Below are 15782 nucleotides of genomic sequence, written 5' to 3'. Positions count from 1 at the left end.
ACAAATCCATTCCAATCCCGACTTTTATATCCCAAATCAACTTAAAATTATCCGGGAAAAGTTTTCGTTCAATAATGTTAATTTCTATAAACTAAATGAGAACTTCCAACAACATGAGTTTCTCAATGTGATCCTCACGATCAGTGACCGATTGATTTGACGATCTACGGTCAAATTTTAGCTTTATATTGGTGAGAAACATCGAACTACGGTAGAATAGAAGCTGAATAGATCATGAAAGGATGAAGCAGATGAAGTTTCAATCAGAACCCGGGCGTTTCTTTCTTGAGGATGAGCAGGGTCAATTGACAGCTGAGGTAACCTATCAGCAAGCCACTGGCAAAGATCTTTACGTTATCGATCATACATTTGTTGATCCGTCATTGCGTGGACAAGGTATCGCAAGCCAACTCGTTTACGCAGTCGTGGAAAAAGCGCGCGCAGATCACAAACAAATCATTCCATTATGTAGCTACGCGAAAATGGACTTTGAACGCAAGCCAGAGTATGCAGATGTTTACTATCATAACCCAGAAGGAGATCGTTTGGAAAATGGACACTAATCAGTTAAAAAAGGCGGCCGCAGAAAAAGCTGCCGAATTCGTTGAGGATGGCATGATGTTAGGGCTTGGCACCGGTTCAACTGTCTTTTATCTTGTTGAGGCAATTGCCAAACATGTTCGCGAAGAGCACTTGCAAATTACTGGTGTCGCAACTTCTTCACGCACTGCCCAACAAGCAACCAGTTTAGGGATTAAAATGATTGATATTAACGACGCGCCCACACTCGATTTGACGATCGATGGTGCCGACGAGATCGATCAGAATTTTCAGGGGATCAAAGGCGGCGGTGCGGCTCACCTACTCGAAAAGATTGTTGCCATTAACTCGAAGCGGAATATCTGGATCGTCGACGAAAGTAAATTAGTCGAACATCTAGGAGCATTCCCTCTGCCATTAGAGGTCATTCCTTTCGGTTGTGACAAAGTCTTTCAACGATTGACGGCAGAGAATTTACAACCTAAATATCGCCTCGATGACAAGGGGGAACGCGTTCGCACCCACAACAAAAATTTTGTCATCGATCTTCACGCCGGTACCATTGCACATCCACATCTTTTAGCAGACTGGCTGGATCATCAGACGGGTATCGTTGAACACGGTCTTTTCTTGGACTTAGTTAATACTGTTGTCGTCGGCAAAGAAAGCGGCGTTGAAGTTTTGCAAGCCAACAGATAAGAAACTGGCTTTGATGACATGCACCGTTGAAACCCATTCTGGGCAACCGTCTAGTCATTTTCAGTTCGCCGTTTTTTAAATAAACGGACCCTTTTATTAATAATTAATTAGACTTTATTTCAGAAAAGAGTTACGATAACAATTGTAACTATTAGAATTTGGAGGCTTATTTATGAGTAAAGAGATATCTGCAGCAAATGTTGAAAAATTTGCTCAAGACTTCGATCAATCACCAAAATCAAATGCAATTGCTAATACCGTTGCTCAAAACGGTATCTTGGCTTCCAGCCGTAACATTGCGTCTGACGTTGCAATGACACCTAACTTCTCGGTTGAGATTCAAACGGGTGCGGTTGCTAACCAGAAACAATCTGGCCGTTGCTGGATGTTTGCCGCATTGAACACGATGCGTCACCCTTTACAAGATCAATTCAACTTGAAGGGCTTTGAACTTTCTCAAAACTATACCAACTTCTGGGATAAATTTGAAAAGTCTAACTTCTTCTATGAAAATGTGATTGCAACAGCTAACTTACCACTCGGCGATCGCAAAGTTGACTTCTTATTGGCAACACCACAACAAGATGGTGGCCAATGGGATATGCTTTGCGCATTGATCGAGAAATATGGTTTGGTTCCAAAGTCAATCATGCCTGAAACTTACAACAGCTCACGTTCAATGGAATTAAACTCGACTTTGAACACAAAGTTGCGTAAAGATGCCATTGAGTTACGTCAACAAGTTGCTGCAGGCAAATCCGAAGATGAAATCAATGCAACTAAGACACAAATGTTAAATGAAGTTTACCGTCTGTTGGTCTTCACTTTAGGCAAACCACCCGTTAAATTTGATTGGGAATACACCGATGATGATAAACAATATCACATCGAAAAAGATCTCACCCCACAAAGCTTCTTTAAGAAATTTGTTGGTTGGAATCTTGAAGATTACCTCTCATTGATCAACTCGCCTACCGAAGACAAACCATACAATCATCTTTATACCGTTGACTTGTTAGGTAATGTCGTTGGTGGCCGCCAAGTTCGTCACTTGAACTTGAAGATTGAAGACTTCAAAGCCTTAGCCATTAAACAACTCCAAGCTGGCGAAACAGTTTGGTTTGGTTCTGATGTGGGCAAGTCTTCTGACCGTAAAGAAGGTATCATGGACACAAACGTTTACCAACGCGAAGATCTTTTGGACATCGATCTTTCAATGTCTAAGGCAGAACGTTTGGATCACGGCGAAAGCTTAATGACTCACGCCATGGTCTTAACGGGTGTTGATCTTGTTAATGGCAAGCCAACTAAATGGAAGGTTGAGAACTCATGGGGTGAAAAAGCCGGCAACTTCAAAGGTTACTTCATCATGAGTGATGCTTGGTTCGACGAATATGTTTACCAAGTTGTGATCAACCGTAAATATCTGACACCTGAACAACAACAAGTTGAAGATGCAGAGCACGACAACCCTACCGTCCTTAAACCATGGGATCCAATGGGCGCATTAGCACTCTAAGCTTGAAATATTCTTAAACATCATTAAAAGGCACTCCAGAAAAAGTCGTTTTAACTACTTTTTCGGAGTGCCTTTTTGATTCAATTTTGACAAAAAGCTATCTTTCACTTCATGAGTCGTCTGAAGGAATTTGTTGACTATTTCCGGTTCAAACCGACTAATTCAAAATTTCCTTAGACCGCAAATTCAATTGACGATCATAATCATAGACCAGCGGTTCACCATTGCCAACCTCGACGCCATCGATCTGATCATCAGGAATTGCCTCCAAGTATTTGATCAAGGCGCGTAATGTGCTGCCATGCGCCACAATCATTTGATCTCGACCCTGCCGCAATTCTGGAACGACATGATCCAGATAATAAGGTAACGCGCGGCGACTTGCCATCTGTAGGCTCTCACCCAGTGGAATATCTTGTGGATCCAACAACGCGTATCGACGATCTCGATCACGCGTTGCCAGTAATGGCGGTACAGCCGTATAGCTCCGGCGCCACAGTGCCACTTGCTTCGCACCATATTTTGTTCGCGAATCATCTTTGTTATGACCACGCAACGCGCCATAGTGTCGTTCGTTCAAGCGCCAGCTTTTATAAATGGGCAAATAAAGCCAATGCCGTGCTTCACAAATAATATTTGCAGTCTTAATCGCACGCAAAAGCACGGAAGTATGAACAGTAGTTGGCATAAAGTCGATTCCTGCCAATAACTTCCCGACTTGGCGTGCTTGGGCGACCCCTCTGTCGGTTAAATCAACATCGGTCCAGCCTGTATAAATATTTTCCGCATTGGCCGTACTTTCGCCATGACGCACTAGAACTAATTTTGCCAAAGATAAACCCCTTCTATATCCATTCAATCGATCTCAAAATTCTAATCCAGTGACCACGATCTGTCCAAACGATTCAGGTAAAGCTACCGCCTATTTCAAATCATCTTCAGAAGTAGTTGCCAATTTTTGTTTGATTTGAGCAACGACTTCGGCAATCGTTCCATCCTCAAAAGGACTCTTCAAATGGCCTAATTCGATCAATTCACCAAATGTCTTTTTGCCACCAGCCTTGGCCATCATCAGATAGTCTGTCCAAGCCTTGGGATCATGTTCAATATTGAATCGTTGCCAGAATTCGAAGGCCACGACTTGAGCGAGCGTATAATCAATGTAGTAGAACGGCACTTCGAAGATATGGCCTTGACGATACCAGAATAACCCGCGATCCAAATCAGGCACTTCGGAATAATCACGGTCTGGCAGATACATTTTTTCCAAACGACGCCACGTTGCCTTACGCTGTGCAGGCGTCATCTCAGGATGCGTATAAACTTCGGTCTGGAAATGATCGACCAACGCACCATAAGGTAAGAAAATCAACGCATTTGATAAATGATCGTACTCATATTTGGCCGTTTGCTTGCCGAAAAACTTATCAATCCAAGGATAGGCGATGAACTCCATGCTCATGGAGAAAATTTCGGCTGCTTCGGTCGTTGGAAAAACACACTCCCAAGCGTTCGTATCTTGTGCCTCGTGTGTCTGGAAAGCATGCCCTGTTTCATGAGTCAGAACATCTACATCGCCTGAAGTGCCATTGAAATTAGCAAAAATAAATGGCGTTTTGAACGCTGGCAGGTATTCGCAGTACCCCCCACTTTGCTTACCGTGATGACTCAATAGATCCAGATTGTGATTGTCAATCATCATCTGGAAAAACTCACCCGTCTCAGGCGATAACTCATGATAAAATTCATTCGCCTTTTGCACCAATTCATCAGCTGTCCCTTCAGGAACGGCATTGCCAGATGGAAATGTAAAAGCCTCATCAAAAAATTCGAGTTTATCTAAGCCCAAACGTTGGCGTTGACGCTCATGAATTGACGTGACCACTGGGACCACTTGCGTTAAAATTTGTTGGCGATAATCTGCAATTTCTTTTTCACCATAGCCAAAACGGTCGCGAACGTCTAAACTCATGGCAGCATAGTCACGATAGCCTAATTGATGAGCCATCTGTGTGCGCACCTTAACCATCTGATCATAAATATCATCGAATTCTGCTTCGTGGTCCGCATACCAACCTGCCATTGCCAGACTAGCTGCTTTTCGCAAATGACGATCGGGATCACTCCCAAATTTACCGAGCTGAGGCAATGTATAAGTTTCGCCATTGAACTCAATTTGTGCGGAAGCAATCAGCTTAGAATAACGACTGACGAGTTTATTATTCTGCTGCATCAATGGAATATTCTCAGCAGAAAAACTGCGAACTTGTGCGGCTGCCAGCTCAAAGAGTGGCGCAGGTAAAACTTCGTGTAATGCTTCTTGGAACGGTGAAGTCACCAATGCTTCATAATATTGAGACGTCAACTCGTCATACTTTGGACCTTCATTATCCCAATAATCGTTCTCGCCTTCATAGAACGCGTCCAACGTATTGACGCTGTAACGAATCGACGCCAACATTTGTTGTGAAACGAATCGTTCGCTCAATTGGCTGATTGCCAACGCTGCATTCGTCGCAGTCAGCGGATCATCGGCGCCTTTCAACGCGGCCAACAATTGATTGAATTCTTGCTTCACGTGTTCAAAATTAGGACGTTCATATTTCAAAGTTGTAAAATCTGCCATGCCCTCGCTCCTCGTCATGATCATTCATTTTTTAAAATCATCTATCCTATTATTTTAGCATAATTGTGCAGGAATAACCGCACAAATCAGGTCAACCTCGTTTTTCGAGTGCTTGAAAATTACGTTGGTCCAACCGCCATCCAATCTCTCATTTGCCGACTCGAATACCACCAAGTAAAATCGTTTGCAATTGTTCGAAGCAAGCGTCTATACTTACTTAATGTAAGGATACAAATATTAAGTCACCTTTTTTGGAGGAATTACAATGACAAAAACAATTAAATCTGGTATTGCAATGGCACGAGTGCTTGAAGATTGGGGAGTTGATCATCTCTATGGCATCCCCGGCGGTTCCTTCAACTCATCGATGGATGCTTTTTTCAATGAACGTGCAAAAATCAAGTACATTCAAGTTCGACATGAGGAAGTCGGGGCACTCGCTGCAGCAGCAGATGCAAAAGTGACCGGTAAGCTTGGCGTTGCCTTCGGTTCTGCTGGCCCTGGCGCCACGCATCTCTTCAACGGTTTGTATGATGCCAAGATGGACCACGTTCCAGTGTTGGCCCTCATCGGACAAGTTGCCACGGATACGATGAACTCCGACTATTTCCAAGAGATGAATGAGAATCCGATGTTTGCGGATGTTGCGGTCTACAACCGCACGGTGATGACTGCGAAGCAATTACCTAGTGTCGTTGATCAAGCCATTCGCCACGCCTACAAGGAAAAGGGCGTCGCGGTTGTGACAATTCCCGTCAATCTAGGCTGGCAAGATATTCCAGACACGTTTGAATCAACCGCAGCAAATTATCGCGTGAACCTGCCACAACCTGATGATAAAGATTTGGATGAAATTTTACGCTTAGTCGAACAAGCCAAACAACCCATGATTTACATCGGTCAGGGCGCTCGCGGTGTTTCAGAAGAAGTTCAGAAATTTGCAGAGATGTACAACTTGCCAATTGCTTCATCTGCGTTGGCAAAAGGTATCATTCCAGATCGCAATCCCGCCTACCTAGCTTCCGCTGGTCGTGTCGCAACCAAGCCTGCAGTCGAAGCACTAGCCGTTGCCGATTTGATTCTGTTCATGGGCAGTGACTTCCCATTTGCCGGCTACTTCTTTAATCCAGCTGCTAAATTCGTCCAAGTTGATATCGATTCCAGTAAATTTGGCAAGCGTCATCACGTCAATCTAGCGGTGCTTGCAGATGTCAAAGCAACACTGGCCGGCTTGATTGCGAAAGGTTCTGCACAACCCACAAACAAATGGTATCAAGCTAACCTGGACAACAATAAGAATTGGCATGATTGGATCAACAAGATGGCACAATCGACCAAGACACCTTTGCGTGTTGAACCTATTTATAAAGAAATTAATCGCATTGCTAAAAAAGACGCGGCGTTCTTGATTGACGTTGGTAATGTGACCATTGACAGCTTGCGTTTCCTTGAGATGAATCCAAAGCAAAGTTTTACAACTTCTGGCTGGTTTGCAACCATGGGCTACGCGCTTCCAGGTGGGATTGCTGCTCAGTTAAGTTACCCTGAGCGCCAAGTCTTCACAATCAGTGGCGACGGTGGTTTCACCATGGTGGCGCAAGATCTCGTGACGATGGCCAAATATCACCTGCCTGTCATCAACGTGGTTCTGAGCAACGATTCATTCGGATTCATCAAGGCAGAACAGGATGACACTAAGCAAAGCCATTATGGTGTTGATATTGCGTCTGTCGACTTTGCAAAGGTCGCAGAAGGTTATGGTGTGAAGGGCTTCAAAGTCACCAACCATGACGAATTGGTTGCAGCGTTCGATTATGCCAAAACAGCAACTGAGCCTGTTGTCATCGACGTGAAAATTGCGGATGAACGGCCGATTCCAGTTGAACAACTCAAACTCGACCCTGAGAAATTTGAGCAACGTGAAATCGACGAATTCAATCATGTTTATGATTCATACGATTTGGTGCCATTGAGCCAATACCTCAAATAGCCTCTGCTTAAATAAATAAAAAAGTTGACGTCATTCGACGTCAACTTTTTTAATGTCCAGTAGAAAGAGCTAGTCTTTCTTGACTGGTCGTATATGTTTGAATCCGACAACCGTCTTGTTTTGTAGATCTGCTGCAACTTCATCGTACTTATCTTCGAAGGTATCGATCGAGACAAGAGCTGAGTTTTCATACAGCTTCGTGATCGTTCCTTTGAAGCTCAAAGGCACCTCTTGGCTTTTACGAACACTGATCTTCTCACCAACGCTGAATTCAGAGTTTTGTGGTGTTTCAACTTCCTCTGCCATGGTCGAATAATTCCCCCATTAACTAAATTTAACTTATAAAGTTATACCATGTTTTCTAGGGAAACTCAATGATAATCTCTTCGAAATCTTAGCTGACAACTCGCAAACTCGTCGGTTTAATTCTCGAATTGACTATGATAAAGTCGCGCATAGGTGCCATTTTTAGCAAGTAAGGCCTGATGATTCCCCTGCTCGATCACCGAACCATGAGCCATCACAAGAATCAGATCGGCTTGTCGAATCGTCGATAAACGATGGGCAATCACAAAACTGGTGCGCCCTTTTGTCAATGTGTTGAAAGCTTGCTGGATCTTCACCTCAGTATAGGTGTCGATATTGCTCGTCGCTTCGTCGAGAATCAACATCGGCGGGTTTGCCAGCATGACGCGTGCAATCGTCAATAATTGTTGCTGGCCAGTTGAGAGGCTATTATGATCTGCCTGGAGTAACGTATCATAGCCCTGTGGTAACTTTTCGATGAATTCTGCGGCACCACTCTCAACTGCTGCTTGCTTGATCTCATCTAAGCTCGCTTCTGGTCGACCAAAGGCAATATTATCACGAATGCGGCCAGAAAAAAGCCAGGTCTCTTGCAGCACCAATCCATATTGCCGGCGCAAATTTTCACGAGTCAACTGACGAATATCTACACCATCGAGCTTGATGCAACCTGCTGTCACGTCATAAAAACGCATCAACAAATTAATTAGTGTCGTTTTGCCAGCACCCGTCTCGCCCACAATGGCAATCTGTTGTCCCGGTTGAATCGTTAAATTCAAGTCTTCAATCAGATGTTGATCAGGCTCGTAACTGAATGACACGTCCTCAAATTCAAGTTTACCAACCACTTGATCAATCACTTCTGGCTGTTCGGGATCAGCAACCTCTTCCGGACGATCCAAAATATGAAAAATTCGCTTGGCAGAAGCATAAGCAGATTGGAATTGACTACTCAGGCTTGTCAGATCACTGAACGGCTTACCAAAAATCGTGGCAAAGATCAGAAAACTAGAAATCTCCCCCACACTGATTTGTCCCGAAATGGCCCTCAAGCCACCCGTTAAGCCAATGAAAGCATACATGATATTGTTGATCGCCCGTGCACTGGGATTCGCAAAAGAAGCGATAAATTGAGAAATAAAGCCAGTTTGGTAAAGTTGTTGATTACGCTTTTGAAAATCTTCACGCACCTGAGACTCATGTGAAAATGCTTGAATCGTCTGTAATCCCGCGATAGTTTCTTCAGCGTAACCGTTCAAACTGCCCAAATCATCGGCCTGTAATCGGAAGTATTGTTGTGATTTGCTCGTAATCATGTTAGCACTCAAGTATGACATCGGCGCAGTCACCAGCACCATCAATGCCATGACCCAGTCCAGGTGTAGCATCAGAACAATCGCGCCAATAATCGTGATAATTGCCTGAACCGAAGTCAATAATCCTTGCAAGACCCCATCAGAGATTGTTTCAACATCATTCACGAATCGACTCGTAATATCACCATGTTGTTGCGTATCAAAGAAACGTAAGGACAAATAATTCAACTTACCAAAAAGTGCGCGTCGCAATTGATTGACACCTTGATAGGCAATCCGATTCGTCAACCAGGTCGCCAGCCACAAACAAATATTGCTGACAAAGTAAAGCACTAATAAACTGGCAATATCACGGTTAAGTTCAGAGAAGTTTACTTTTCCTCGGCCTAACAATTGATCAATGGTCTGTCCAATCAAAACTGGTGCAAACAAAGTACCTAATACTGACCCAATGATTAGAATTGTCGAAAGTATGAATTGCCATTGACGTTGAAAATAGGACATTAAACGCCGGAATGTTTTCATTAATGATCACCTGCCTGATCTTGATCTAACTGGCTGGCAACCAGTTGTTGATAGAATGGATTATCACGCAGTAATGCTTCGTGTGTATCGAAACCTGCAATCTGACCATTTCGCAATACCAGGACGCGATCAGCATGCATCACAGTTCCGATCCGTTGCGAAATAATCAGTGTATTCTTCAGCCAAGTCTGCTGACGCAATGCTTGTCGGAAGTGGGCTTCGGTTAAATAATCAAGCGCACTTGTGGCATCATCCAGCAAGAGTATGGGTGCTTGCTTGACCAGTGCCCGCGCAATTGCCAGTCGCTGACGCTGACCACCTGAATAGTTACGCCCACCACGCTCGACTCGGGCCGCTAATTGGCCATCTGTTTGTTGCACGAACTCTGTCGCCTGTGCAGTCGCTAAAGCCTCCCATAGCGACGATTCGGTGGCATCTTGACGTCCGAAACGCAAATTGCTAGCGATAGTGCCAGAGAAAAGCTCTGTTTGTTGTGGCACGATACTAATCATGGCTCGCAATTGTGCAAGCGGCAACTGTGCAATATCTTGCCCAAATAATTTGATCGTGCCAGAGGAAGGCTCGATAAATCGAGGAATTAAGTTGAGCAATGTCGTTTTACCTGATCCAGTCCCACCAATTATCCCAATTGTCTCACCGGCGTGAATCGTCAAGTTCAGCTCTTTAAGAATTGCTTGACCGCGTTGTCCCTCACTTTCTGCCGCGTAGAAATTCACATGCTTGAATACCAATGTTTCAGGCCGATCTAAGTTTAAGTTAACTTGTTCGGTCGTTGTCTCCGTGATTTCGGGTATCGTCGCCAAAACATCTCGTACTCGTGAAGCCGAAGCCATTGCTTTTGTCAACAGAATGACGAGGTTAGACAACATCAAGACGGCTGCCAGAATCATGTTGACATAGTTGATGAAGGCCAAAACGGTCCCCTGATCTAATGTGCCGGTATTCACGCGCCCACCACTCAACCAAAGAATGAAAATGACCATCAGATTAACGACCGTCGCCGTCAATGGATTGTATAACGCAGAAAGCGCACCAATCTTCAAACCAGTTGATGTTTGTTGATCGTTCGCCTGATTAAACTTAGTCGTTTCAACATCAGTTTTCGCAAAGGCGCGGATCACTCGAACGCCAGATAAATTCTCCGAAACTACTGTCGACAAATGATCTAGCTGCGCTTGATAACGACGATAAAGTGGCGACATACGTGTGGTCAACAGATAAACGACCACTCCCAGAATTGGCGTCGCAATCAGGAGAATCAAAGCTAAATGCCAATCCAAAATAAACGCCATCAGCAATGACCCGATAATCATGAAAGGTGCTCGAGAAACTTGACGGATCAGCATCGCAATCCAAGTCTGCATTTGATTGACGTCATTCGTTAATCGTGTCGTCAGCGTCGCCGCGCCAATCTCATCTTGCTGATGGTATGAAAGCTGGGTGATTCGTTCAAATAAACCCGTGCGCAAATCCGTTCCATACCCTTGAGCCGCCCGTGCCGCAAAATACTGACAAACTAATGCTGAGCTGAATCCCAACGTCGCAATGCCGATCATGATAATACCGTGAATCGTCACGAAACGCGCGTCCCGATTTCTAACGCCTGAATCAACGATCACTGCCATTAAGCTAGGTAATAATAATTCGCAGATCACTTCAACAAATTTAAAACTCGCGCCAAGAATTGCTTGACGCCGATAAGGTACTAAGAACCGCCGTAACTCCCACATAATGCCCTCCCTAGTTATCTATAATGATATCATACCGCCCCAGTCAGAAAAAAACACGGGTAACAGATTAGCTTGAGAAAATTTTCAGAAAATTATGGATAATATTCTGAATATCTAGTCAAATAGGTACGTCTTTCGTTGAAAAAGTGATACAATTTGAGTAAGTGAGGGGATTAATATGGCACATTCAGACACAATTGAAAAACTGATTCAATTTATTTTAAACGCACCCGAAATTGTACGTGAACCCAGAGTTTATTCCAATCAGGTCACCTATGCATTTTCTGACAAATTACCAGTACCTGGTGAGCATCAAATTTTTCCGGAGATGCGATTACATGTCGAACGCTTAACACCCGAATTTGTAGATGACCATCGCGTTGTCATTGATCAGTTATTTAAGCAAACGCGCGATACCAGTGACAATCAAAGTTTCAACGACGTTTGGTTGACTGTATCTCATTTAACGGATCGTGGCCTATTTTTGGTAGAGTTTTCGTTTGAGTAAATTCAAATTTGATGCCACACAACGAGTGATCTCACTGATTGTACTTACACTCTCCCTTTGGATCATGAATCAGCTTGTCGATTGGCCCTGGTTGATTTATTTGGTGTTGGCGAGCGGCTTGGCAACCATGATCACATTGATCGCCACATTAATCTACGAGTTACTCATCCATAAGCATTAATGACTCCTCAAGATCGATTGGATTCACGTTTTTTTCAAAAAAGGACTTGACGATTATTTTCAGATACGTTAAACTATTTCTTGTGCTTATGATTTAAATTGCCCGTTGGTCAAATGGTTAAGACGCCACCCTCTCAAGGTGGAGTTACGAGTTCGATTCTCGTACGGGTGATTTACTGGGATATAGCCAAATTGGTAAGGCGGTGGACTCTGAATCCATAATTTCTAGGTTCGAACCCTAGTATCCCAATTTATTGGTTGATCAAGGTTTGTCGATGACGACATCTTAGCAACATTCAAGACATCTCATGAGATGTCTTTTTTTGTGTGTCCACATTTAGCCTAAACCAGTGCTGCACAACTTTTGATCATGAAGTCAATGAATGAAAGTATCCATACTTTTCGGGAGGCATCAACAATGCCATTCGAATACGAAAAAAGCGGGTCTACAAATTCAGATCCGCTTATACCTTGATCGTAAACAATCTGCCCCTGCTATAGCTTAGAGCTTCAAATAATTACCTTCAGTATCCAAGTAACACTCCTCGACAAACGTCCAATTAATTAACTGCCAGAATGCGGCTAAATAATCTGGTCGACGATTCTGATAATTGAGATAATAAGCGTGCTCCCAAACATCCACGCCAAGAATCGGACGAAGATGTTGGCTGATTGGATTATCTTGGTTTGGCGTCGAGGTGATTTTTAACTGATTGTGATCATCAACGACCAACCATGCCCAGCCAGAGCCAAATTGATTGACTCCCGCCTCAGTAAATTGATCTTGGAAATCTTCAAGACTACCAAATGCTTCATTAATTGCAGCAGCTAGCTTTTCTGGCAAACTGGTTTGTTTTTCGGGCGTCATCCACTGCCAATAAAGGGTGTGATTCAAATGTCCCCCACCGTTATTACGAACAGCCATCCGGATTTCATCAGGGAGCTCATCTAGGTGCTGCAAAATCTCGACGAGTGGCTTCTCCTGCCAGGTTTCACTCTTACTCAGAGCAGCGTTCAATTTTTTAACATAAGTTGCGTGGTGCTTCTCATGATGAAGATGCATCGTTTGTTCATCAATCAAGGGATCCAAATCGCCGTAACCATAATTTAATGCGGGTAATTCGTAGACCATTTCTAATTCCTCCTTTGTCATCTCTACCTCTAGCCTACTATCCTGATGAAAACGTGTGCAATATTTCTGCTTATCAAAACCAAGCACTTCTTTGTTAAAAAAAAGATATGAACAATTCACATTTTAGGCTAAAATTAACTTTAGAGAACGTTTGTTATTCATCGCTCTCAAATCGCGTCCATTGGGCATAAAAGATAAATGGAGGAGCAAAATGTCAAGTTTATTTGCGGTGCTTTTACTAGCATCACTATTATTTGCGATTGGATTAACCATTCGCTATTTTGTCAATCGGCATCAAAATAAATCAACTCAAATCAAAGGAGTTGGTTTTAAACCGTTAATGATTGGTGCTGGGGTTGCATTCTTTGTGAGTGTCATCGGCGTTGGGGCAACGTCATCAACTGATGCAGCAACCAACCAGTCAAGCAGCTCGAAGCCCTTGATTGCCATCACAGCAAAGCAACGGCGCTCCGTTGCCAGTCAGAAGTCTGTAGAGCTCAAGCGTTCAAAGTCCCTCGCAACAAAGTATGAGGCTGCTGAGGCGGCTTCGCAATCATTAGCTAAGGTTGAAGAAAGTTTGTCAGATAAAGCTGCAGCTGCGGAAAGTATTTCCGAAAAAGCCGCCAGAGAGTCCAGTGCGGCCGCTGAAAGCCGCTCAATTGCCGTTGCATCAAGTCGAGCAGCTAGCTCATCGACTGCTAAGGCCCAAAGTTTAGCTGCGTCACAGAGCCAATCAACGGCCACTGCAGCCGCTGCGAGAACCCGTACAACTACGGCAGCAGCTAAACCACCCGTCACGAGTCAGGGTGCAGGTGATGTCGTGACTGGACGAGGCTCAATTATTGGTAATGCGAACTCAAAAATCTATCATGTGCCCGGACAGGCTGGCTATCACATGAGTTCTACCAATGCAGTCTATTTCAAAACCGAGCAAGAAGCAATCAATGCGGGTTATCGGAGGGCCAAAAGATAAATGAAGACAAAAACTAAATTCGCAGCTCACTTAATCTATCTTGCAACGGCATTATTACTACTAAGCGCCTGCTCAGGCCAAGGGGCTGCTGCAGAAAAAACTGCCGAAAAAAGCGAAGCACAACAAAAGATTGCCAAGAGCTATCAGCATACTAAGAAGCAAGTCAGCCGCTTACGTGACGAAAATGATCAGACTGAACTTGCCCTTGATGAGCTAGAAGCTGATCGTGAATCAACAGAAGCACACATTGACGAAATCACGAGTCATATCAGTCAGCTCAATAAAACCACCCCTGCAACTTCAACCACCGCTACTTCAAGGCCACCCGCAACTTCAACCGCAAAGACGGCAGCAGCTGCTCAACCAAAATCTGCTTCAACAAACCTCGCTAATCTTAATTACACCAATTCTCAAGAAATCCCCGTCAATAATAATGAGCCTAATTTTTCTGCTCAAGAATTATCCACGGCCAGAGGTGCCTGGGAGTCTTATGCAAACCTCGATTCTTTGAACCGGGCGGTTGATGCGAATGCGCTTCTCAGTCAAAAGCTGATGCCAACACAGAAGCGAACCGATCTAACTTGGGACCCAACCGGTTGGAAAAATAAACGAACCAAACATGGCTGGCTTTACAATCGCAGTCATCTAATTGGTTTTCAACTCTCTGGAGAAAATAATAATCCAAAGAATTTGATTACTGGCACACAGTCGCTCAACAATCCACTGATGCTCTCCCATGAAATGGATATCGCCACCTACATCAAGGCTAGTCCTGCACATTACGTTCGCTATGAAGTTAAACCTATTTATCGTGGAAACGAGCTGGTTGCACGCGGTGTCCAAATGCGGGCGCAATCAATTGGCGATAACCAAATTCATCTCAATCTCTATATTTTCAACGTCGAATCAGGTTATCGTATCAATTACTCAGACGGCAGTAGCGTCGTCGAATAAACGGTAGTAATTATTTAGAGACCTTGATGATGAATCGGTGTTTTTATTTAATCATTATGATGTTATAGGCGATGTTAGAATCACCCTTCTCGACACGACATCCGGCTGTTGATCAACTTAACTATTGACGTTCATTAATCGCTGGCGTCGAGACGTGAAGGTCCCCCTGCAAGATTCAAGGTTATCCGATGCAGCTTCAGAATCTCAAGTTATCATGATCCCCCTATCAACAAACCATTCGAGCAAAAACTGATTCTCGTTAAAAACTGCCATATGGGAGGGTTTCATCATGGATGAAAATGGAAAATCAGTACCACAAGAAGTTAAGGGCTGGAACTGGGGAGCATTTATGTTCAACATCTTCTGGGGAATTGGTAACAAGACTTATCTATCGTTGTTATGTCTCATTCCAATTTTCAACGTTGTCTGGGTGTTCGTTGTCGGCTTCAAAGGCAACGGTTGGGCCTGGCAAAAAGGCAATTACAAAGACGTTGAGACATTCAAAGCTGTTCAAGCAACTTGGAATAGAGCCGGTATCGTCCAATTTATTTTATCAATTATTTTAGTTATCGTTTATATCGTCTTTATGAGTACAATTCTTGTTGCGTTGTCAAAATACATGAACTAAGGTGTAATTGAGCCCTAACGGCAATCATTTCAGCTTTCGAACTGAATAAATCATCACCAAAAAGCTTCAAAACCGCTGATTCTCAATCACGATTTTGAAGTCTTTTGTTTGATTTGAGATCAACTTGTCTTGAAA

15 protein-coding genes and 2 tRNA genes are annotated in these 15782 nt (G+C 43.7%); 11 read left to right on the top strand and 6 right to left on the bottom strand.

Annotation, left to right across the window (positions count from 1 at the left end; translation table 11 throughout):
* Positions 1-251: 251 nt before the first annotated feature.
* From FC15_RS03215 to FC15_RS03205, 3 genes are all read left to right on the top strand, one after another.
* Positions 252-563 carry a GNAT family N-acetyltransferase gene (locus FC15_RS03215; protein WP_057823903.1) on the top strand — a complete coding sequence of 104 codons (312 nt, stop codon included), beginning with the start codon at positions 252-254 and terminating at the stop codon, positions 561-563.
* Positions 553-1239, top strand: a complete 687-nt coding sequence (gene rpiA, locus FC15_RS03210) for a ribose-5-phosphate isomerase RpiA (protein WP_057823901.1) — start codon at positions 553-555, stop codon at positions 1237-1239. The genes FC15_RS03215 and rpiA overlap by 11 nt, the downstream gene beginning before the upstream one ends.
* Positions 1240-1411: 172 nt before the next feature.
* Positions 1412-2758 carry a C1 family peptidase gene (locus FC15_RS03205; RefSeq protein ID WP_057823898.1) on the top strand — a complete coding sequence of 449 codons (1347 nt, stop codon included), beginning with the start codon at positions 1412-1414 and terminating at the stop codon, positions 2756-2758.
* A 157-nt stretch (positions 2759-2915) separates the two neighbouring features.
* Here the strand turns inward: FC15_RS03205 and FC15_RS03200 are convergent, their stop codons facing one another.
* Together FC15_RS03200 and FC15_RS03195 are read right to left on the bottom strand one after the other, a co-directional pair.
* Entirely contained in the window at positions 2916-3590 is a 675-nt protein-coding gene (locus FC15_RS03200) for a 2,3-bisphosphoglycerate-dependent phosphoglycerate mutase (RefSeq protein ID WP_057823896.1), read from the bottom strand.
* A 90-nt stretch (positions 3591-3680) separates the two neighbouring features.
* Positions 3681-5384, bottom strand: coding sequence for a M3 family oligoendopeptidase (locus FC15_RS03195; RefSeq protein ID WP_057823894.1), 1704 nt, complete (start codon positions 5382-5384; stop codon positions 3681-3683).
* 265 nt (positions 5385-5649) lie between these two features.
* Between FC15_RS03195 and spxB the strand changes: the two genes are divergently transcribed.
* Positions 5650-7374, top strand: a complete 1725-nt coding sequence (spxB, locus tag FC15_RS03190; protein ID WP_057823892.1) for a pyruvate oxidase — start codon at positions 5650-5652, stop codon at positions 7372-7374.
* Positions 7375-7443: 69 nt separating this feature from the next.
* Here the strand turns inward: spxB and FC15_RS03185 are convergent, their stop codons facing one another.
* The 3 genes from FC15_RS03185 to FC15_RS03175 all read right to left on the bottom strand — a co-directional run bounded on the left by FC15_RS03185 (position 7444) and on the right by FC15_RS03175 (position 11272).
* Positions 7444-7680, bottom strand: a complete 237-nt coding sequence (locus FC15_RS03185; protein WP_057823890.1) for a DUF2187 domain-containing protein — start codon at positions 7678-7680, stop codon at positions 7444-7446.
* Between the two features lie 116 nt (positions 7681-7796).
* Positions 7797-9521 (bottom strand): ABC transporter ATP-binding protein, encoded by a 1725-nt coding sequence (locus tag FC15_RS03180; RefSeq protein WP_057823888.1) that lies wholly within the window; start codon positions 9519-9521, stop codon positions 7797-7799.
* Positions 9521-11272 carry an ABC transporter ATP-binding protein gene (locus FC15_RS03175; RefSeq protein ID WP_057823886.1) on the bottom strand — a complete coding sequence of 584 codons (1752 nt, stop codon included), beginning with the start codon at positions 11270-11272 and terminating at the stop codon, positions 9521-9523. Before FC15_RS03175 ends, FC15_RS03180 begins: the two co-directional genes overlap by 1 nt.
* A gap of 178 nt (positions 11273-11450) precedes the next feature.
* Here FC15_RS03175 and FC15_RS03170 point away from each other — a divergent pair, with 178 nt between their 5' ends.
* From FC15_RS03170 to FC15_RS03155, 4 genes are all read left to right on the top strand, one after another.
* Positions 11451-11780: a hypothetical protein gene (locus FC15_RS03170; protein WP_057823885.1), complete on the top strand. Its 330-nt coding sequence runs from the start codon at positions 11451-11453 to the stop codon at positions 11778-11780.
* A complete protein-coding gene (locus FC15_RS03165; RefSeq protein WP_057823882.1) occupies positions 11773-11961 on the top strand; it encodes a hypothetical protein in 189 nt (62 codons plus the stop codon). Before FC15_RS03170 ends, FC15_RS03165 begins: the two co-directional genes overlap by 8 nt.
* Positions 11962-12060: 99 nt before the next feature.
* Positions 12061-12132 (top strand) — tRNA-Glu (locus tag FC15_RS03160).
* Positions 12133-12137: 5 nt separating this feature from the next.
* Positions 12138-12210, top strand: a tRNA-Gln gene (locus FC15_RS03155).
* Positions 12211-12462: 252 nt separating this feature from the next.
* Here the strand turns inward: FC15_RS03155 and FC15_RS03150 are convergent.
* A complete protein-coding gene (locus tag FC15_RS03150; protein ID WP_057823880.1) occupies positions 12463-13092 on the bottom strand; it encodes a superoxide dismutase in 630 nt (209 codons plus the stop codon).
* Positions 13093-13303: 211 nt separating this feature from the next.
* On the opposite strand from FC15_RS03150, the gene FC15_RS03145 reads away from it, so the two are divergent.
* The 3 genes from FC15_RS03145 (at position 13304) to FC15_RS03135 (ending at position 15647) form a co-directional block, all read left to right on the top strand.
* Positions 13304-14065: a sunset domain-containing protein gene (locus tag FC15_RS03145; protein WP_057823877.1), complete on the top strand. Its 762-nt coding sequence runs from the start codon at positions 13304-13306 to the stop codon at positions 14063-14065.
* Positions 14066-15019, top strand: a complete 954-nt coding sequence (locus tag FC15_RS03140) for a DNA/RNA non-specific endonuclease (protein ID WP_057823875.1) — start codon at positions 14066-14068, stop codon at positions 15017-15019. It begins immediately after the preceding gene.
* 289 nt (positions 15020-15308) lie between these two features.
* On the top strand, positions 15309-15647 hold the full coding sequence (locus FC15_RS03135) for a hypothetical protein (protein ID WP_057823874.1): 339 nt from the start codon (positions 15309-15311) through the stop codon (positions 15645-15647).
* Positions 15648-15782: the final 135 nt, after the last annotated feature.

Origin of the sequence: Lapidilactobacillus concavus DSM 17758 (assembly GCF_001435835.1) — a bacterium.
Lineage (GTDB): Bacteria > Bacillota > Bacilli > Lactobacillales > Lactobacillaceae > Lapidilactobacillus > Lapidilactobacillus concavus.
This window is presented reverse-complemented; position numbering and strand designations above follow the sequence as displayed.

Excerpts from the sequence above, each read along its gene's own strand:
- FC15_RS03215 (WP_057823903.1), top strand. The coding sequence starts at position 252 with ATGAAGTTTCAATCAGAACCCGGGCGTTTCTTTCTTGAGGATGAGCAG.
- rpiA (WP_057823901.1), top strand. The coding sequence starts at position 553 with ATGGACACTAATCAGTTAAAAAAGGCGGCCGCAGAAAAAGCTGCCGAA.
- FC15_RS03205 (WP_057823898.1), top strand. The coding sequence starts at position 1,412 with ATGAGTAAAGAGATATCTGCAGCAAATGTTGAAAAATTTGCTCAAGAC.
- FC15_RS03195 (WP_057823894.1), bottom strand. The coding sequence starts at position 5,384 with ATGGCAGATTTTACAACTTTGAAATATGAACGTCCTAATTTTGAACAC.
- spxB (WP_057823892.1), top strand. The coding sequence starts at position 5,650 with ATGACAAAAACAATTAAATCTGGTATTGCAATGGCACGAGTGCTTGAA.
- FC15_RS03185 (WP_057823890.1), bottom strand. The coding sequence starts at position 7,680 with ATGGCAGAGGAAGTTGAAACACCACAAAACTCTGAATTCAGCGTTGGT.
- FC15_RS03180 (WP_057823888.1), bottom strand. The coding sequence starts at position 9,521 with ATGAAAACATTCCGGCGTTTAATGTCCTATTTTCAACGTCAATGGCAA.
- FC15_RS03175 (WP_057823886.1), bottom strand. The coding sequence starts at position 11,272 with ATGTGGGAGTTACGGCGGTTCTTAGTACCTTATCGGCGTCAAGCAATT.
- FC15_RS03170 (WP_057823885.1), top strand. The coding sequence starts at position 11,451 with ATGGCACATTCAGACACAATTGAAAAACTGATTCAATTTATTTTAAAC.
- FC15_RS03150 (WP_057823880.1), bottom strand. The coding sequence starts at position 13,092 with ATGGTCTACGAATTACCCGCATTAAATTATGGTTACGGCGATTTGGAT.
- FC15_RS03145 (WP_057823877.1), top strand. The coding sequence starts at position 13,304 with ATGTCAAGTTTATTTGCGGTGCTTTTACTAGCATCACTATTATTTGCG.
- FC15_RS03140 (WP_057823875.1), top strand. The coding sequence starts at position 14,066 with ATGAAGACAAAAACTAAATTCGCAGCTCACTTAATCTATCTTGCAACG.
- FC15_RS03135 (WP_057823874.1), top strand. The coding sequence starts at position 15,309 with ATGGATGAAAATGGAAAATCAGTACCACAAGAAGTTAAGGGCTGGAAC.